Source organism: Pseudomonas sp. 18-147 (genome assembly GCF_051048045.1).
In the GTDB taxonomy this organism is placed as follows: domain Bacteria; phylum Pseudomonadota; class Gammaproteobacteria; order Pseudomonadales; family Pseudomonadaceae; genus Pseudomonas; species Pseudomonas aeruginosa.
This window is the reverse complement of record NZ_CP182296.1, coordinates 150083-167283: the sequence shown is the minus strand read 5'-3', so window position 1 is coordinate 167283 and position 17201 is coordinate 150083. Positions and strand designations below refer to the sequence as shown.

Sequence of the window (17201 nt, the reverse complement as noted above, 5' to 3'; positions counted from 1 at the left end):
CACCATGTTGAAAGTGGCGATCGTCCTGCTACTGCTGGCTACCCTGGTGAGCCTGTTCAGCGGCCTGTTCTTCCTGGTCAAGGACCAGGGCCATGGTTCCCGCGTGGTCAATTCGCTGACCGTCCGCGTGGTGCTCGCCGCGGCGACCCTGGTGCTGGTCGCCTGGGGCTTCTACAGCGGCGAGCTGAACAGCCACGCGCCCTGGCATTTCTGATTCCCCCGGTGGCGGTCAGATCACGTAGACGAAGATGAACAGGCCGATCCAGACCACGTCGACGAAGTGCCAGTACCAACTGGCGGCCTCGAAGCCGAAGTGGTGCTCGGCATCGAAGTGACCGCGCAGGATGCGGATCAGCATGATGCTGAGGATCAGCGCGCCGAGGGTCACGTGGGCGCCGTGGAAGCCGGTGAGCATGAAGAAGGTCGAGCCGTAGATACCGGCGCCGAGGGTCAGGCCCAGCTCGTTGTAGGCGTGCACGTACTCCTCGGCCTGCAGGATCAGGAAGGCGATCCCCAGCAGCACGGTCAACGCCAGCCAGGCCTTGAGCGGGCCGCGCTTGTTCTTCTTCAGGGCGTGGTGGGCGAAGGTCACGGTGAAGCTGGAGGTGACCAGCAGGATGGTGTTGATCAGCGGCAGCTTCCACGGCTCGATCACCGCGCTCGGCGGCGGGAACAGCTTCGGGTCCGGGGTCTGCAGCAGCGGCCAGCTGTACTGGAAGTTCGGCCAGAGCATGTGCGCCACGCCCTTGGCACCCTCGCCGCCGAGCCAGGGACCGGCGAAGTGGCGGACGTAGAACAGCGCGCCGAAGAAGGCGGCGAAGAACATCACCTCGGAGAAGATGAACCAGCTCATGCCCCAGCGGAACGAGCGGTCCATCTGCGCGCTGTAGAGTCCGGCGCGGCTCTCGCGGATGACGTTGCCGAACCAGCCGAACAGCATGTAGGCGATGATCAGCCCGCCGACGAAGAAGATCCACGGGCCATGGGATTCCTTGTGGCCGGCGGTGAGGTCGTTGAACCAGGTACCCAGGCCGAACACCGTCACCAGCAGGCCGATGCTGGCGATGATCGGCCACTTGCTCTGGGCGGGGACGTAATAGTGTTCGTGGCTTGCCATGTTGTTCTCCTTATCGTCCCGCAACCGGTACGGGCGGCTTCCGCGCAGTGATATCGAAGAGGGTGTAGGCCAGCGTCACGTGCCGCACATCCTTGGGCAGATCGCGGTCGACGATGAAGCGCACCGGCATCTCGATGCTCTCGCCGGGTTGCAGCACCTGCTGGGTGAAACAGAAGCATTCGGTCTTGTGGAAGTAGGCGGCAGCCTCGGCCGGGGCAATGCTCGGGATGGCCTGCGCGGTCATCGGCTTGTCGCTCGGGTTGCGCGCGTAGAACACCATCTGGTTCACCGCGCCGGGATGCACCACCAACTGGTCGCCGGCGGAGCGGAACTCCCAGACCATGTCGATATTGTTCGAGGTCATGAACTGCACCTTCACCTCGCGCCCGACATCCACCTGCTGCTCGCCGCTGTAGGCGCTGCCGGCGGTCTTGCCGTTGATCCCCAGGGCGCGGCACATCACGTCGTAGAGCGGCACCAGGGCGAAGCCGAAGGCGAACATCAGCACGGTCACCAGCAGCAGGCGGCCGACCAGGCGGCGGGTATCGACCTTGGCATCGCTCATGGCGCGCTCCTCACTTGACCTCGGGCGGGGTGCTGAAGGTGTGGTAGGGCGCCGGCGAAGGGATGCTCCACTCCAGGCCCTCGGCGCCGTCCCAGGGCTTGGCAGGGGCCGGCTTGCCGCCGCGGATGCACTTGATGACGATGAACAGGAACAGCAGCTGGGTGGTGCCGAACATGAAGGCGCCGATCGACGAGACCATGTTGAAGTCGGCGAACTGCAGGTTGTAGTCGGGGATCCGTCGCGGCATGCCGGCGAGGCCGACGAAGTGCATCGGGAAGAACGCCAGGTTCATGCCGATGAAGCTCATCCAGAAGTGCAGCTTGCCGAGGGTCTCGTCGTACATGTGGCCGGTCCACTTCGGCAGCCAGTAGTAAGCCGAGGCGAAGATGCCGAAGATCGCGCCGGGCACCAGCACGTAGTGGAAGTGGGCGACCACGAAGTAGGTGTCGTGGTACTGGAAGTCCGCCGGGGCGATCGCCAGCATCAGTCCGGAGAAGCCGCCGATGGTGAACAGGATGACGAAGGCCACGGCGAACAGCATCGGCGTCTCGAAGGTCAGCGAACCCTCCCACATGGTGGTCACCCAGTTGAACACCTTCACCCCGGTGGGCACCGCGATCAGCATGGTGGCGTACATGAAGAACAGCTCGCCGGTGACCGGGATGCCGACCACGAACATGTGGTGCGCCCAGACCACGAAGGAGAGGAAGGCGATGCTGGCGGTGGCGTAGACCATCGAGGTGTAGCCGAACAGCGGCTTGCGCGCGAAGGTCGGGATGATCGCACTGACCGCACCGAAGGCGGGCAGGATCATGATGTACACCTCGGGGTGGCCGAAGAACCAGAACACGTGCTGGAACAGCACCGGGTCGCCGCCGCCGGCGGCGCTGAAGAAGCTGGTGCCGAAGTGGATGTCCATCAGCATCATGGTCACCACGCCGGCCAGCACCGGCATCACCGCGATCAACAGGAACGCGGTGATCAGCCAGGTCCAGACGAACAGCGGCATCTTCATCAGGGTCATGCCCGGGGCGCGCAGGTTGAGGATGGTGGCGATCACGTTGATCGCGCCCATGATCGAGCTGATCCCGGCCAGGTGGATGGCGAAGATGAAGAAGGTCACGCTGTGCGGGGCGAAGGTGGTCGACAGCGGCGCGTAGAAGGTCCAGCCGAAGTTGGGACCGCCGCCGGGCATGAACAGGGTGCTGACCAGCAGGCCGAAGGCCGCCGGCAGCAGCCAGAAGCTGAAGTTGTTCATCCGCGGCAGGGCCATGTCCGGCGCGCCGATCATCAGCGGGATCATCCAGTTGGCCAGGCCGACGAAGGCCGGCATCACCGCGCCGAAGACCATGATCAGGCCGTGCATGGTGGTCATCTGGTTGAAGAACGCCGGCTCGACGATCTGCAGGCCGGGCTGGAACAGCTCGGCGCGGATCACCATGGCCATCGAGCCGCCGAGCAGGAACATCATGAAGCTGAACCACAGGTAGAGGGTGCCGATGTCCTTGTGGTTGGTCGTCAGCACCCAGCGCATCAGGCCCTTGGCCGGTCCGTGGTGGTAGTCGCCGGCATGGTGGTCGGGCGTATCGATCACAGCACTCATGGCGGTCTCCTATTGTTGTTTCTGCTTGTAGGCGACGACGTCTTTCGGGGTGACCATGTCGCCATCGTCGTTGCCCCAGGCGTTGCGCTCGTAGGTGATCACCGCGGCCAGGTCGACCTCGTTGAGCTGCTTGCCGAAGGCCGCCATGGCGGTGCCGGGCACGCCGTTGAAGACCACTTCCAGGTGGTGCTCCTTGGGCCCGGTGACGATCTTCGAACCCTTCAGCGCCGGGAACATCGGCGGCATGCCCTGGCCTTCGGCCTGGTGGCAGGCGGCGCAGATGGTGTGGTAGACCTTGTCGCCGCGCGCAACCAACTCTTCCTTGGTCCACTCCTTGCTGGTCAGTTCCTTGACCTTCGCCGCCTCTTCCTTGCGCTTGGCCAGCCACTGGTCGAACTCGGCCTTGGGCTTGACGTCGACCACGATCGGCATGAAGCCGTGGTCCTTGCCGCACAGCTCGGCGCACTGGCCGCGATAGATGCCGGGCTCGTCGACCTTGGTCCAGGCCTCGTTGACGAAGCCGGGGATGGCGTCGCGCTTGACCGCGAAGGCCGGCACCCACCAGGAATGGATCACGTCGCTGGAGGTGATCAGGAAGCGCACCTTGGTGCCCACCGGCAGCACCAGCGGCTCGTCCACCTCCAGCAGGTAATGCTCGTCCTTCGCCTGCCGGTTGTGGATCTGATCCTGCGGGGTGGCCAGGTTGCTGAAGTACTCGACGTCCTGGCCCAGGTACTTGTACTGCCACTTCCACTGGTAGCCGGTGACCTGCACGTCCAGCTCCGGCTCGGAAGTGTCGTAGATGTGGATCAGGGTGCGGGTGGCGGGCACCGCCATCACCACCAGGATCACGAACGGCACCACCGTCCAGAGGATTTCCACCGTGGTGCTCTCGTGGAAGTGCGCCGGCTGCTGGCCGGTGGAGCGGCGGTGGACGATCATCGACCAGAACATCGCGCCGAAGACCAGCACGCCGATCACCACGCAGATCCAGAAGATGGTCATGTGCAGGTCGAAGACGGACCGGCTCACCTCGGTAGCGCCCGGGGCCATGTTGACCGTCCAGGCGGCATTCGCCTGGCTGATCGCCGAGAGCAAAAGGAAGCCCATCCAGACTCGTGGATGTCGCAGCATTCGGGTTCCCCTTATCGTTGTTTTTATCCCGCCGGCAGACGCCAACGGCCAAGGGGTGGACCGTCAAGACAACGAACTTTGACCGTCGCACCTCGGCACACAGCAAGGCAGGCCGGGTTCATCAGGTTCAGCATTCGAGTGGGAGTATAGACAGCGGCTGCGACATAACAACGCAGCGTAAAAACGTCGCTGGAAAGTGCCGATTCTTCTCTAAAAGCCGCGAGCGGCGTGGCTTTGCAGGCGAATGGTGGCCGCCTGATATATCATCCTCGCATAACCACGAAGCGATTATGACAATCGCGTCTTAGCCGGCGCGCGCCGCCGGCTATGTTTCTCCTCTTCTTCACCATCCCCGTTGTATGGGAGAACCCATGAACACCGCTGCCCTCCGTGAACTCATCCAGCAGGCGCACCTCAGCGAAGCCCGCCACGGTCACCTGGCTGATCTGATAGCCAGCTGCCTGCCCCGCCTGCATCGCACCATCCAGCCGCAAGGCGAGAACACGGAAGACATACTCACCCGCTTCGTCCACGCCTACGTCGAACAGGTACCGGACCTGCTCGACGCCGCCAACAGCGTGGCCCGCGAAGCCGGCATCGAGGAACGGATCAAGCCGGTGCTGAAGGTCGCCGAGCAGTTCTTCCTCACCCCGCCGGCGTTGCTCGCCGGCCACGACGGCCTCGACGCCCTGCTCGACGAAGCCTACCTGGCGCACCGCCTGGTGGAAGAAGTGAACGACCGCTACATCGCCCACTTCGGCCAGGCACTGATCCCACTGGACACCACCGTAGCCAACCTGGTGGCCCACCAGTTGATCGGCGAGCCCTTCGCCAACCGGCTGGACGAAGCCGTCCACCATGCAGTGGAGAACATGCTCGACGCCACCACCTTCGACGCCGACTCGGCCCGCGCCTACCGCGAGAACCTGAAGAACCCGCGGGTGGTCGCCGCCTGGCAGCAGTGGCCGTGCCTGTCGAAGCAGCTCGGGGTGGAACTCAGCCTGGGCTGACCGCCCCGCCATTGCGCGCGCCGCCCAACCCGACGCTGCCGCGCAGGCGCCCTTCCAGGCGACGCTTCAAGGCGCGCGGTTCGATCACCAGGCGCGAGCCCTGCACCGGTGCCATCCGCCCCCAATCCTCGAGCAGCTCCATGCAGGCATGGTCGACATAGCTGAGGTTATCCATCGGTACGTGCAGGGTGGTCCCCGGCTTGACCTCGTCGAGCACCCGCGACAGCGCCGGCACCTTGAGGAAAGTCGCGGCGCCGCTCAGGCGCAGCTCGGCTTCATGCTCGCCGGTGTAGCGCAGGGCGATCTTCAGCCGCGCCGCCTTCAGCACCAGCTTCAGCAGGGTCAGGGCGAAGCCCACCAGCACGCCGGTCAGCAGGTCGGTGAAGACGATCGCCAGGGCGGTGGCCGCGTACACCAGCATCGGCATCCGGCCGTAGCGAGAGAGGTTGCCGAGGGCCTTGAAATCGACCAGCTTGACCCCGGTATAGACCAGCACCCCGGCCAGGCTCGCCACCGGAATCTGCCGCAGCAGGCTGCCGAGCAGGAGGACGAAGGCGAGCAACCAGAGGCCGTGGAAGATCGCCGAGGCGCGGGTTCGCGCACCGGCATTGACGTTGGCCGAGCTGCGTACGATCACCCCGGTCATCGGCAGCGCGCCGAGCAGGCCGCAGAGCATGTTGCCGACACCCTGGGCGGACAACTCGCGATCCATGTCCGAGCGCGGGCCGTCGTGCAGGCGATCCACCGCCGCCGCCGAGAGCAGGGTCTCCGCACTGGCGATGAAGGCCACCACCACCGCCGCCAGCAGCAGGGAGGGATCGGCCAGGGCCAGCAGGTCGGCCGGGCGTAGCCAGTCGATGGCCTCGCCGAGGTTGGCCGGTACCTCGACCCGCCGCACGTCCAGCGCCAGCCAGAGGCTGGCCAGGGTCGCCAGGCTCACGCCGAGCAGCGCGCCGGGTAGGAAGCGCAGGCGTTGCGGACGCAGCTTGTCCCAGCCCCACATCACCGCGATGGTGCCCAGCCCGAGCAGCGCCGCGTCGAGGCCGCTGTCCATGCCCAGCGAACCGAGCGCGGCGAACGCCGCCTGGGGGAATGCCAGCAGGTTGTCGAGGCCGGACGCCTTGGGCGCCAGGTCGAGCATCACGTGCAATTGCGAAAGGACAATGAGGATGCCGATGCCGGCGAGCATCCCGTATACCACCGCCGGCGAGGTGACCCGGAACCAGCAGCCCAGGCGCAGCCGCCCGGCGAGCAGCTGGATGGCGCCGGCGAGCAGCAGGATCGGCCCGAGCATGGCCACCCCGTAGGTACGCACCAGTTCGAAGACCAGCACCGCGAGGCCGGCCGCCGGGCCGCTGACCTGTAGCGGCGAGCCGGCCAGGAAGCCGACCACCAGGCCACCGACGATGCCGGTGAGCAGGCCCTTGGCCGGCGGCATCCCGGAGGCGATGGCGATGCCCATGCACAGCGGCAGGGCGACGAGGAACACCACCACGGAGGCCATCAGGTCCCGCGGCAACGTGTCCCGGAGGGACGGAAACACCTTTGAAACATGCATGGCACAGTTCTCCTGCGAATTTTTTCCACGACGAGGGAGCGACGCCAGGACCAGGCCCGGCGCCGGTTGTGTGTGCGCAGTGTGTTTTTTCTTGTAATAGCGACCCGTTCAGCCCCGGAACGGGGCTTCCCAGAGGTCGTCCATGGCAGGAACGGCGAAAGGTGACGCGAAAACGCTGTTGTTATCCGGCGGCCCACACGGCCGCCGCTATCACGAGTTCAGGTAGCGCGGCGCGGGCGTGGCCATCGGCACCGGATGCTCGCCGTCGAGGGGCAGGAAGCGACCCTGCTTGGCGTCGTAGGCGCGGATCTGCGCACTCTCGATGTCGTACACCCAGCCGTGGATGAACAGTTGCCCGCTGGCCAGGCGCGAGGCCACCGAGGGGTGGGTGCGCAGGTGATCGAGCTGGGCCACCACGTTCTCTTCGGTGAGCACCCCGAGGGTGTCGTGGCTGGCGCCGCAGTCGCAGTTGTCCGCCACCACCGTGCGTGCCACCTCGGCGTGCCGCAGCCAGGCCTTGACCGTCGGCATGCGTTCCAGGGTCTGCGGGTCGAGCACGGCGCGCATCGCCCCGCAGTCGGAGTGGCCGCAGACGATGATGTGGTGCACGCCCAGCGCCAGCACAGCGTATTCGATGGCGGTGGAGACGCCACCGTTCATCTGCCCGTAGGGCGGCACCACGTTGCCGACGTTGCGGGTGACGAACAGGTCGCCGGGGGAACTCTGGGTGATCAGCTCGGGAACGATGCGCGAATCCGCGCAGGTGATGAACATCGCCCGCGGCCGCTGGCTATTGGCGAGCTTCTTGAACAGCGCCTGCTGCTCGGGAAAGACCTCCCGGCGGAAATGCTGGAATCCATCGACAATCCTTTTCAATGCATCGTCAGCGCTTTCCTGCTCTGGAGAATCGGACTTAACGCCCCGCATACGGTCTGGCATGGTTCGGAACCTCGATGAGTGGATCGATTGAATTTTCCCACGTCTGCCGACGCTTTCCCCATAGGAAAAAGGCACAACAAACGCAGAGCGACCTACGTGACCGATCGGTCACTTCTGGTGCTCAACGCTAATGCCCGAAGCTTAACCATAAATTAAAAAATCCCTCTATCTCGCACGTTGCCAGCTTTTTTCACGATATTTCCAGAGGATGTCGACAGGCTATCATGGCAAACGAGTGGCATTTCCATTCGCCCCGCATAAGTGGTGAAAGGTTTCAGTCAACCGGTTGGCTACGTGCAGGGAAATTCGTCGAATGGGAAAACCCGGCGCACCGCGCCAGCGGCCATGACCTGGCCGCCCGGTGCCAGCCAGCTATCAGAACAGGTCCAGTTGGCGGCGCACCGGCGCACCGGTGGGGAACAGCGGCAGGTTCGGCACGAAGCGCGCCAGCAGGCACGCCGCAGCCATTCGCTGGCGTTGCTGGCCGTCGCGCAGGACCTGGCGGCAGCGCGCCTCGCCCAGCGGTTCGCCGAGCAGGTAGGCGCGCCCGGCGACGAAACGCGCGCCGTGGTCACGCCACCAGGCGGAGACTCGCTCCGCCTCCGGCCAGCTAAGGTTCTCGTCGTCGTCGAGGGCGACGTTGTCGTCGTCGGGATCGTCGTTGGGGCCAGGGTCGTAGTCGGGCAAGGCCTCCAGCTCCAGGTCGAGCAGCGCCAGGTCGGCGCCGGTGATCAGGCTGAAGGCCTCGCCGGCGACCCGCGCCAGACTCTCGTCGCGCATCTGCTGGATCAGCCAGGGCACCGCCACCGGATCGCCGAACAGGCCGGTGGCCTGGATGCCGATCCGCCGCGTGTCCGCCGCCTGCATCAGTTGGCGAATCCAGGCCATGCTGGTGTCGCGCGGCTGCCAGGCGAGCAGCACCATGGTCGCCGGCAGCTGGAACGGGCCGGGCTGCCCGGCGAACGCACGCAATGGCCCCAACGCCTCCTCGTCGCCCATCTGCGCGGTGGCCCAGTTGGCCCAGAAGCGCAGGCTCGGGTCATCGTGGGCGCGATAGGCGCGAATATTCGCCATCAGGTCGCGCCGACGCAGCTCGCCGGCGGTGCGCGCGGCGCGCGCCAGCACCGCCGGGTCGGCGTGGCCAAGGGCGGACAGCAGCGCCGGCCCCGGGTCATGCCGGTGCATGCCGCAGGCGGCCAGGCCAATGGCGCGGAACAGCGGCTCGGGCGAGGCCAGCAGGCGCTCCACCCAGGGCCGCGCCTGGTCCCAGTCGAGCCAGCCGAGGGCTGCGGCGAAACCGCGCCGGGCTTCCGGAGACGCCGCAAGACAGGCGCGCATCCGGCCGATCAACGCATCGTCTCCTGCCTGCATGGCCAGCACCGCGAGGGCGAACGCCTCGCCCTGGGCGTGCGCGTCGAGTTGCTCGAGCAGGGCGTCATGGCCGGCCTGGCCGGCGATCGCCAAGCCGTCCAGGTGCGCCTCGATGCGCTGATCGAGCTCGGCGAGCTCCTCCAGGTCGTAATGGGGCGCACGCACGGCGTAGTCGCGGAGCAGGGCAAGGAAGGCGGCTTCCTCGGCGTGCTGGTCGACGATCGCTGCGATGCTCAATCTATGCGCGTCCATTGCTGGCCGTCGAAGCTGAAGATGTCTTTCGCGGCGATGCTCCACAACACGCCGTCGGCAGCGCTAAGGTGGAAGCAGCGTTGGGGTTGCTCATCACCGAAGTCCACCTCCTTGAGATGGCCACCGACCAGCGTATAGACCGCCGTTGCGCTCGACACGTAGAGTGCGCCGTCGAACCACGCGAGGCTCCACAAGTCTTCATCGACATCGTCCTGGGCGATGATCTCCCAGTGGTCGTTGCGTCCACGCAGCAGCGTTCCCGCCTGTCCACAGGCGTAAACCGAGCCATCTTCCGCGCAGCAGATCGCCGTCAGGATCAAGTTCGTCGGGCTCTCCCGGGGCTGCCAGCGCTTGCCGTCGTACTGCCAGATCTCCCCGTCCCAGCCGACGGCATAGATTTCCCTGGCACCGAAGCCGCCGATGGCCTCGAATCCGACCACCGCTTCGCTGCCTGCCGGAGGCCGAGCGCCGCTGTCGATGGCACGCCAGTCGTTCTCGTCGAAGCGCCGGTAGACCTGTCGATCCATCCCGCAGGCATAGGCCACCCCGTCGATACAGGCAACGCCGCGCATATTGCCCCGGCCACCGATGGCATCGTCGCCGTCGGGCAACTGCTCTTCATGGATGTCGCCGGAGCCCATGCAGAATACCTGGCCCCGAGCGCCCAGAAACAATGCTTGTTCCACTGGCTCGTGCACTACCGTGGCCGACACGATCTCCCAGGGCAGCATGTCGTCATCCTCGCCAGCAACACACCAGGTTCCGCAGTCCCACTCCGTGACATAGCTGTGCGCTATGTTCTGCTCCTGGATCTCGTCGGATACCGAGGCCACGTACGCCAGGTCCTGATAGCGGACGACGCCGGTGATGTTCGAGAAAATCGGCGAGAGTTTCTTCAACATTTCAATCTCCTGTAACGGTCACTAGCGGACTCGACTCCTCGTGGCGCCAAGACGCGCATTGCGGGTCTTTATCGCCTGCGTCGCAGCCGTGACGTCGGTCTGGCCGGTTTCAACGGCCTTGATGGGTGTTCTGGCGTTGATTCCGCACTGCTTGTGATAGTTGTCGAGCTGAGCGGACAGACATTCCTTCGAGCATTTCGACTGCGGAAAGACCTTGCCCATGGCAGCCATGGATTGACGTTTCGCCGTTCCGTAGGTGGTCTTCTTCGCGGAGATGGAGCTGCCATTGGACAATTGCAGGGTTCCACTGCGCGACTTCGCGGCAGCGGCGCTCTGGAACGTGTGCATGAGGCCGTGGGTACCCACGTTCTGATTGACGCCCTCCGCGCAGACGCAAGGAGCCTTGTTCTCCGAATAGTTGGATATCCCCTTGAGGGGTACCGAGCCTTTTCCACCACGTCCCTTGTCGTGCAAGGCGCTGGCCTCGATCAGGTGGTGAGCGGTCTGCTGCGGGCAGCAACTGTTCGGCTTGTACGGTTGCAGGGCACACCGGCGCGCGGTCAGGCATTTTCGGGCAGCGACCTTGTCTGCCAGTCGGTCAGCTTCGTTGCTGGTCTTCTTGCCGGAAGGCTTGCCCGCGCCAAGGCCAGCGCAGGCATCCTTGCTGCCATGCGGCTTGAAGTCAGCGCAATCCTTCTTCTCCTTCTTCACTTCATTGCTGCACGGTCCACCACCAGCATCGACGGTGGCCTGGTCGAGGTAGGGCCAGACCGGCGTATTGCCAGGAAAGGACGCGTGGTTGTGGGTGGTCAGGTCGAGGTGGCGAACCACGTTCTTGCTTTCGAACTTGACGTTCATCGACCAGGAGGTGAAGTACACCTTGCCCTTGATCTTGCTGGTGACGATGCCCTTCTTCGGCGCCCGCCCCGGCTCGTCGCCGTAGCTGGTCTTGTAGTAGCTCTTGTTCTTCAGCATCACCTCCTTGCGGGTGATGCGAATGGTCCGGGTGCCTTTGGTGGTGTCCTTGGACAGGCCGGTATTGGGGTAGGGGATCGGTACCCCCAACGGCGTCGGCGGCGCCTGCGGCGGGGTGAAGCAGACATCCGGGAAGGCCGCGATGGACTTGCCGCTCGCCGCCTTGCAGGAGATCTCCATGTTGTTGGCGTACACCTCGTTGGCCATCAGGCAGCCCTCACCCGTCGATAGCTGAGCAGCGCGGCGGCGCGTTCGCCGGCATCGTTGCCCAGGTGGCAGAACACGTTCGGCCCGTCGCCGTAGCCCTTGCGCGAAGCGGCCAGGGCCACGGCGAGCAACGCCGGACCGATGGCGGCGCCGCATTCGCCGATGCAGTCGGCGGGGTGCCAGAGGTCGAACTTCGGCTTGAGCACGCGCAGGTTGCGACTCAGGGTCAGCGAGGCCTCCTTGAAGTAGTACTGCTCGCCGGAAATGTCGGTGAGCCGGTAGTCCATCTGCTCCAGGCCGCAGCCAGCCTCGGCGAGGGCGGCGCGCACGGCCTGGCTCAGGCCGTCGGCGCGCAGCGGCAGGTCCTCGCTCTCCACCGTGGCCTTCTCGACGCCGAAGCCGAGGCCGATGCAGAGCAACTGCGGCGCCTCCTCGTGGAGCGGCGCGGCGACCAGCACGGCGGCGGCGCCCTCGCCGGGAATGAAGCCGTTGGAGTTCTGGCTGGTCAGCAGCCGCTCGCGGGCCTCGTAGGCGGCCAGGGTCGGGCCGCTGACGAAGGAGTCGACGCCGGCCACCAGGACCTGCCGGCAGCCGCCCTGGATCAGCTTGCGCGCGTTGAGCAGGGCCACCGCGCCACCGACCCGGCCACGGGCGATGAGTGCCGAGGAGGGATGGAAGCGTCGTCCCAGCTCGCCTTCCAGGTCACGCAGGAAAGACTCGTCGAGCCCCGCGCAGCGTCCGGGACGGTCGCCCTCGGCGACGCAGAGCAGCAGCGGCAGCTCCGCGTAATCGAGATCGGGCTGGCCGCGCAAGGCCTCGTCGATGGCTCGCGCAGCCATCTTCAGCAGCTTGGCGCGGCCGCGCCAGGGCTGCTCCAGCGGCACGCTGGCGGCAAGCAACCATTCGCCGCCCTGGTCGATGAAACGGGTTTCCTGGAAGTTGTCCAGGGCGCAGCGGATCGCCGCGCAGCTGGCCGGCGCGCTGAGACCGACCGCGCTGACCATGCCGGAGGCGACGATGCTCAGGACCTGGCTCATGCCTCGTCCTCCTCGGCCTGGCGGCTGCGTGCCAACGCGGCAAGCGAGGGGTAGTAGTCCTTGCCCAGCTCGCGGGCGCGCCACCAGGCGGCGGACTTGCTGCCGACCAGCACCTGGGCGATCTCGAACAGGTTGCGCTTCAACGGCCGGCGAATGCGCCAGGTGACTTCCACGCGACGGGCGTCGCAGTCCACCAGCAGGGTATCGATCCGTGCCTGCGCGGTTTCGTGGCCACCCTTTTTCAGGAAGAAGGTCACCGGGACCTCCCTGCGCGGCACGCGGAAGGCCGCGCGCTCCTCGCCGGTGAGGTTGAGCAGCAGGACCTCCTCGCCGCCGCGCAGATGGTCGGTCCACTGGTCGGCCGGCGCGGACTGGAAGTAGCGCTCGTCGAAGTCGGCGGGCAGGAACGGGAAGCGCTCGGCCAACCAGGTGTCGTCGTAGCGGCCGGCGAAGCCGACCCGGGCCTGCCAGTGGCGGCCGAGCGGGCCGAGCGCCATCGGCGTGAAGCGGCCGTGGGGGCTGTCCACCGGCTCGCCGAGCTTTTCCGTGGCCGGCATCGGCGTGCCGACGATCTCGGCGGTGTCGGCGCTGCGCGGAAACCAGCCACATCCGGCCGGATTGGCCATGTAGCAATCCATGAAACCGGGGTTGTCCGGCGAGGCATGGCTGCCGCCGAAGGCACTGGCGTAGGAAATGTCCTGGCGCTGGAACGGCTGCGCGACGCCCGCGCCGGCACCGAGCAATCCCGGTTCCCACTGGCGCGGCCCATGCACCGCCAGCGCCTTGCTCACCCGGCCGACGCGGATGCCCGCGGTCAACTGCTGTACCGGCCGCCCGCCGGGCGCCTGGGCGCTGCCCAGCACCAGCACATCGCAGAACGGCTTGAAGGGAACGAACTCGCACTCCCGGCGCGGCGCGGAAAACCCCGGCTCGCCATAGAATTCATCGACCATCAGCAGCGCCTGCTGCTCGTCCAGCAGGCGCGCCTCGCGACCGTCCAGCGGCAGGTCGAAACTGCCCTTGGCGATCACCACCAGCGACTCCCGGCCTTCGGCGTCGAGCCCCTGGTTGTAGGCGGCGGCCAGCGGGGTGGCGTTCAACAGTTCCATGTCGGGCCCGCCGCGCTCAGTTGATCTGCACCGAACCGCCCTTGATCCGGTTGACCCCGGTGGAGCGGCTGGAAAGATAGGCGCCACGGATGATCACCTTGCCGGCGCGGGTCAGGGTGATGCTGGCCTTGCCACAACGCAGGACGATCTCGCGTTCGGCACTGAACTCCAGGCGCTCGCCGTCCAGTTGCGCCAGCGCTTCCTGCGGCAGGCGCTGGATGCGGCCGATCAGCAGCGGCTGGCGCGGATCGCCGGCGACGAACATCAGCGCTACCTGGGCGCCGATGTCGGCGCGACTGAGCTGGGTGGTGGTGGCCGCCGCCAGGCCGTGCTCGCTCGGGCAACCGGGATAGGCGACCACCGGAGCGGCGGCGTCCGGCACGTCGAGGAGGACGCCGATGACCACGCCGTCCAGGCGCGCGGGAAGGGCCGTCGTGGCCCCGGGTAGATGGATCTCGACACTCATGCGCTGACTCCCTGGCTCTGCGCCGCTTCAGTTCTGGAGGATCTTGCGTCCCTTCACCACCACGTTCTTGTCGGCCTTGACGTTGATCGCCCCGGATCCGTCGATGGTGATGTTCTTGCCGCTGATGACGATGCTGCCGTCCTTCTTCATGCGGATGCTGGCGGCACCGGTGACCAGGGTGATCGAGTCGCCGGCGTTGAGCGTGAAGCTCTTGCCCACGTCCAGGCTATCGTCCTTGCCCACCGAGGTATCGCGGCCCTGGCCGACGCTGCGCGACTCGTTCTTGCCGATGCTGGTGCTCTGGTTGCCGCCTATGTCGATGGTCTCGTTGGCGCCCACCGACTCGCTGCGGTCGGCGCCGATGCTGATCGTCTCGTTGTTGCCCACCGACTCGCTACGGTTCGCGCCGATGCTGATGGTCTCGTCGTTGCCGACGTCCTCGGTGCGATTGGCACCGATGCTGATCTTCTCGTTGCTGCCGACCTTCTCGGTGCGGTCAACGCCGATGCTGATGGTCTCGTTGCTGCCGACGTCCTCGGTGCGGTTCGCGCCGATACTGATCTTCTCGTTGTTGCCGACCTTCTCGGTGCGGTCGACGCCGATGGTGATGGTCTCGTTGTTGTCCACGGTCTCGGTGCGATCGTGCTTCACGTGCACGGTCTCGTCGTGGTCGATGGTCTTGGTCCGGTCGTGGCCGACCCAGTGGGTCTCGTCGTTCTCGACCTCGATGTCCTGGTCCTTCTCGGCATGGATGAACAACTGCTCGGCGCCCTTCTTGTCCTCCATGCGGATCTCGTTGAAGTTGGCCGGCGTGCCGCCCTTGCTCGAACGGCTCTTGGTGCCGCTCTGGGTAGCGTTCGCCGGCAGCTCGTAGGGCACCGTCTGCTCGGCGTTGTAGACACGCCCGGTGATGATCGGCCGGTCCGGGTCGCCTTCGAGGAAGCTGACGATCACTTCCTGGCCGATCCGCGGGATCTGGATCGAGCCCCAGTTCTTCCCCGCCCAGGCCTGGGAGACGCGCATCCAGCAGGAGCTGTTCTCGTTGGACTGGTCGTGGCGGTCCCAGTGGAAATGCACCTTGACCCGGCCGTACTGGTCGGTCCAGATCTCCTCGCCCTTGGGCCCGACCACCACCGCAGTCTGCGGGCCACGGACGATCGGCAGCGGAGTGGTCGGCAAGGGGCGGTAGGCCTGGCCGGCATCGATGCAGTCCAGCTCGCTCTCGAACTGCGCGCCGACCCCGCCGCCGCCGGTCTCGTAGAGTTCCTGGACCACCCGGTACTCGGCGCCGACCACCAGGTACTCGCGGTTCTGGTCCTCGCGCGGGTAGCCGCTGAGCTTGAACAGGTGGCCCGAACCCAGGCCGCGGGCGCGGCCGCGCAGGCGCACCCGTTCGTAGCGCGCCTGCAAGGCTTCGATGCGGGTCCGCGCGTACTGCTCGCCGTCCTGGCTCTGCACGTATTCGCCGGGGTAGTCGTACAGCGGGTAGTCGGCCGCCGCGTGCGAGCGGGCGATGTTCGAACGCACCTCCAGGCGCGCGCCGGGACGCTGGAAGTCGTAGTCGTTGAGGCTCAGTGAGCCGGACTGCACCTCGCGCGCCATGTGCCAGTCGTAGAAATGGTCGCGCTCGCGCTGTTCCAGGGTCGGCGGGTAGTAGGGCACGCTGGCGTAGTTCGGCGGGCTCTGGTGCGCGCCGTAGGCGTCGGAGAGCACCAGGATGTGGCGGCTCTGCTCGTGGCGGAACCAGTAGTAGATGCCTTCCTGCTCCATCAGCCGGCTGACGAAGTCGAAACTGGTCTCGCGGTACTGCACGCAGTATTCCCACTCGCGGTAGGAGCGGCTCAGGGCGTCCTCGAAGTCGGAGAAGCCGAGGTCGCGGAACACCTGCTTGATGATGTCCGGGACCTTCTGGTTCTGGAAGATGCGGCAGTCGGAGGTGCGCGTCAGCAGCCACAGCCAGGGGCGCAGGGTGACCTGGTAGCTGGCGAACTGGCCGTTGCCGGATCCCTGGCTGCAAGCGGCGACGATGCCGTGGAAATGCCGCCGGCTGCCGTCGTGCAGTTCCAGCGCCAGGCTGGCCGGCTTGCCCAGCAGCCCGTCGAGTGGCAGGTCGGGGTTTTCCGAGATCAGTTCCAGCTCGTAGGCGAACGGCCGGCCGAGCTCTTCGCGACCCTCCATTCGCTGCAATTGCAGGACCTCCGCGCCGAGCGGACTGTCGACCCGGACCAGGCGGGTCTGTTGCGCAAGTGCCATGAAATCATCCTTGATCCACGTCCATCACTGGCGCCGTTGGAGCGGCGCCACCCAAGCAGCATAGGCGCGGATGCGGTGGAAAGGGGAGATGCGTGACACAGATTCCGACGAGCGCCCCGACCGACGGCGAACAGGCAGAAGGCCATCACGAAAGGCCGCTTCGGGCCAGGAAAGCCTTGATTCGCGAGCAACATTCCGTAAAGCTTTTGTCCAGCAATGACTCACTCAGAATCCTAGGGAAGGGGTTAACACAGTGACGCTCTATCGCCTCCACGAAGCCGATCTCGAGATTCCCGATGCCTGGCAGGACCAGAGCATCAACATCTTCAAGCTCCCCGCCAGCGGCCCCGCCCGCGAAGCCAGTTTCGTCATCAGCCGCGACGCCAGCCAGGGCGACGCGCCGTTCGCCGACTATGTCGCCCGCCAACTGGAGAATGCCGAGAAGCAATTGCCCGGCTTCAAGCTGCACAAGCGCTGGGACATCAACATCCACGGCCACGCCGCCGTGCTCCTCGACTACCAGTGGCAGCGCGAGGGCCGCGACCTGATGCTGCGCCAGGTGTTCATCGAGCGCCGCCCGGCGGTGCTGATCACCACCCTGACCACCACCCCGGCTGACCTGCCGCACCACGAGCCGGCCTGGAAGCAGGCGATGCAGACCCTGGTCCCGCGCCCGACCCCTAGCTGATCCGAGTACCGACGC

The 17201-nt window shown here is 66.1% G+C and carries 16 protein-coding genes; 3 read left to right on the top strand and 13 right to left on the bottom strand.

The genetic code is table 11. From position 1 onward, the window contains the following. The first annotated feature begins 4 nt into the window (after positions 1 to 4). Positions 5 to 214, top strand: a complete 210-nt coding sequence (locus tag ACM0M4_RS00735) for a twin transmembrane helix small protein (RefSeq protein WP_003101213.1) — start codon at positions 5 to 7, stop codon at positions 212 to 214. A 15-nt stretch (positions 215 to 229) separates the two neighbouring features. On the opposite strand, the gene ACM0M4_RS00730 is transcribed toward ACM0M4_RS00735, so the two are convergent. From ACM0M4_RS00730 to coxB, 4 genes are read right to left on the bottom strand one after another with little or no spacing between them, the layout of a single operon-like run. Then, on the bottom strand, positions 230 to 1117 hold the full coding sequence (locus ACM0M4_RS00730) for a cytochrome c oxidase subunit 3 (RefSeq protein ID WP_003083728.1): 888 nt from the start codon (positions 1115 to 1117) through the stop codon (positions 230 to 232). 10 nt (positions 1118 to 1127) lie between these two features. Then, positions 1128 to 1682: a cytochrome c oxidase assembly protein gene (locus tag ACM0M4_RS00725; RefSeq protein WP_003083725.1), complete on the bottom strand. Its 555-nt coding sequence runs from the start codon at positions 1680 to 1682 to the stop codon at positions 1128 to 1130. Positions 1683 to 1692: 10 nt separating this feature from the next. Next, positions 1693 to 3285 carry a cytochrome c oxidase subunit I gene (gene ctaD, locus ACM0M4_RS00720; RefSeq protein ID WP_115288930.1) on the bottom strand — a complete coding sequence of 531 codons (1593 nt, stop codon included), beginning with the start codon at positions 3283 to 3285 and terminating at the stop codon, positions 1693 to 1695. Positions 3286 to 3294: 9 nt separating this feature from the next. Beyond that, positions 3295 to 4419 (bottom strand): cytochrome c oxidase subunit II, encoded by a 1125-nt coding sequence (gene coxB / locus ACM0M4_RS00715; protein ID WP_003101203.1) that lies wholly within the window; start codon positions 4417 to 4419, stop codon positions 3295 to 3297. Between the two features lie 371 nt (positions 4420 to 4790). Here coxB and ACM0M4_RS00710 point away from each other — a divergent pair, with 371 nt between their 5' ends. Then, positions 4791 to 5429, top strand: a complete 639-nt coding sequence (locus ACM0M4_RS00710) for a hypothetical protein (protein WP_016254346.1) — start codon at positions 4791 to 4793, stop codon at positions 5427 to 5429. On the opposite strand, the gene ACM0M4_RS00705 is transcribed toward ACM0M4_RS00710, so the two are convergent. The 9 genes from ACM0M4_RS00705 to vgrG1b all read right to left on the bottom strand — a co-directional run bounded on the left by ACM0M4_RS00705 (position 5416) and on the right by vgrG1b (position 16498). Further along, positions 5416 to 6987 (bottom strand): SulP family inorganic anion transporter, encoded by a 1572-nt coding sequence (locus ACM0M4_RS00705; protein ID WP_003083703.1) that lies wholly within the window; start codon positions 6985 to 6987, stop codon positions 5416 to 5418. The two genes, ACM0M4_RS00710 and ACM0M4_RS00705, sit on opposite strands and share 14 nt — an antisense overlap. Before the next feature lie 210 nt (positions 6988 to 7197). Then, a complete protein-coding gene (locus ACM0M4_RS00700) occupies positions 7198 to 7926 on the bottom strand; it encodes a carbonic anhydrase (protein ID WP_003083701.1) in 729 nt (242 codons plus the stop codon). Positions 7927 to 8301: 375 nt separating this feature from the next. Next, complete coding sequence (locus ACM0M4_RS00695) at positions 8302 to 9549, bottom strand: TIGR02270 family protein (protein ID WP_004346959.1); 1248 nt, start codon at positions 9547 to 9549, stop codon at positions 8302 to 8304. Next, a complete protein-coding gene (tsi7, locus tag ACM0M4_RS00690) occupies positions 9531 to 10451 on the bottom strand; it encodes a type IV secretion system immunity protein Tsi7 (protein ID WP_003083699.1) in 921 nt (306 codons plus the stop codon). The genes ACM0M4_RS00695 and tsi7 overlap by 19 nt, the downstream gene beginning before the upstream one ends. 21 nt (positions 10452 to 10472) lie before the next feature. Beyond that, complete coding sequence (gene tse7 / locus ACM0M4_RS00685; RefSeq protein WP_003083698.1) at positions 10473 to 11633, bottom strand: type VI secretion system effector Dnase Tse7; 1161 nt, start codon at positions 11631 to 11633, stop codon at positions 10473 to 10475. Next, on the bottom strand, positions 11633 to 12670 hold the full coding sequence (locus ACM0M4_RS00680) for a hypothetical protein (RefSeq protein ID WP_115288929.1): 1038 nt from the start codon (positions 12668 to 12670) through the stop codon (positions 11633 to 11635). The genes tse7 and ACM0M4_RS00680 overlap by 1 nt, the downstream gene beginning before the upstream one ends. Then, positions 12667 to 13779, bottom strand: coding sequence for a DUF2169 family type VI secretion system accessory protein (locus ACM0M4_RS00675; RefSeq protein ID WP_206437053.1), 1113 nt, complete (start codon positions 13777 to 13779; stop codon positions 12667 to 12669). Before ACM0M4_RS00675 ends, ACM0M4_RS00680 begins: the two co-directional genes overlap by 4 nt. Positions 13780 to 13795: 16 nt before the next feature. Then, on the bottom strand, positions 13796 to 14245 hold the full coding sequence (locus ACM0M4_RS00670) for a DUF6484 domain-containing protein (protein ID WP_003101196.1): 450 nt from the start codon (positions 14243 to 14245) through the stop codon (positions 13796 to 13798). A gap of 27 nt (positions 14246 to 14272) precedes the next feature. After that, on the bottom strand, positions 14273 to 16498 hold the full coding sequence (gene vgrG1b / locus ACM0M4_RS00665; protein WP_115288927.1) for a type VI secretion system spike protein VgrG1b: 2226 nt from the start codon (positions 16496 to 16498) through the stop codon (positions 14273 to 14275). Between the two features lie 253 nt (positions 16499 to 16751). Here vgrG1b and eagT6 point away from each other — a divergent pair, with 253 nt between their 5' ends. Continuing rightward, positions 16752 to 17186: a type VI secretion system effector EagT6 gene (gene eagT6, locus ACM0M4_RS00660; protein ID WP_003083692.1), complete on the top strand. Its 435-nt coding sequence runs from the start codon at positions 16752 to 16754 to the stop codon at positions 17184 to 17186. Positions 17187 to 17201: the final 15 nt, after the last annotated feature.

Excerpts from the sequence above, each read along its gene's own strand:
- ACM0M4_RS00735 (WP_003101213.1), top strand. The coding sequence starts at position 5 with ATGTTGAAAGTGGCGATCGTCCTGCTACTGCTGGCTACCCTGGTGAGC.
- ACM0M4_RS00730 (WP_003083728.1), bottom strand. The coding sequence starts at position 1,117 with ATGGCAAGCCACGAACACTATTACGTCCCCGCCCAGAGCAAGTGGCCG.
- ACM0M4_RS00725 (WP_003083725.1), bottom strand. The coding sequence starts at position 1,682 with ATGAGCGATGCCAAGGTCGATACCCGCCGCCTGGTCGGCCGCCTGCTG.
- ctaD (WP_115288930.1), bottom strand. The coding sequence starts at position 3,285 with ATGAGTGCTGTGATCGATACGCCCGACCACCATGCCGGCGACTACCAC.
- coxB (WP_003101203.1), bottom strand. The coding sequence starts at position 4,419 with ATGCTGCGACATCCACGAGTCTGGATGGGCTTCCTTTTGCTCTCGGCG.
- ACM0M4_RS00710 (WP_016254346.1), top strand. The coding sequence starts at position 4,791 with ATGAACACCGCTGCCCTCCGTGAACTCATCCAGCAGGCGCACCTCAGC.
- ACM0M4_RS00705 (WP_003083703.1), bottom strand. The coding sequence starts at position 6,987 with ATGCATGTTTCAAAGGTGTTTCCGTCCCTCCGGGACACGTTGCCGCGG.
- ACM0M4_RS00700 (WP_003083701.1), bottom strand. The coding sequence starts at position 7,926 with ATGCCAGACCGTATGCGGGGCGTTAAGTCCGATTCTCCAGAGCAGGAA.
- ACM0M4_RS00695 (WP_004346959.1), bottom strand. The coding sequence starts at position 9,549 with ATGGACGCGCATAGATTGAGCATCGCAGCGATCGTCGACCAGCACGCC.
- tsi7 (WP_003083699.1), bottom strand. The coding sequence starts at position 10,451 with ATGTTGAAGAAACTCTCGCCGATTTTCTCGAACATCACCGGCGTCGTC.
- tse7 (WP_003083698.1), bottom strand. The coding sequence starts at position 11,633 with ATGGCCAACGAGGTGTACGCCAACAACATGGAGATCTCCTGCAAGGCG.
- ACM0M4_RS00680 (WP_115288929.1), bottom strand. The coding sequence starts at position 12,670 with ATGAGCCAGGTCCTGAGCATCGTCGCCTCCGGCATGGTCAGCGCGGTC.
- ACM0M4_RS00675 (WP_206437053.1), bottom strand. The coding sequence starts at position 13,779 with ATGGAACTGTTGAACGCCACCCCGCTGGCCGCCGCCTACAACCAGGGG.
- ACM0M4_RS00670 (WP_003101196.1), bottom strand. The coding sequence starts at position 14,245 with ATGAGTGTCGAGATCCATCTACCCGGGGCCACGACGGCCCTTCCCGCG.
- vgrG1b (WP_115288927.1), bottom strand. The coding sequence starts at position 16,498 with ATGGCACTTGCGCAACAGACCCGCCTGGTCCGGGTCGACAGTCCGCTC.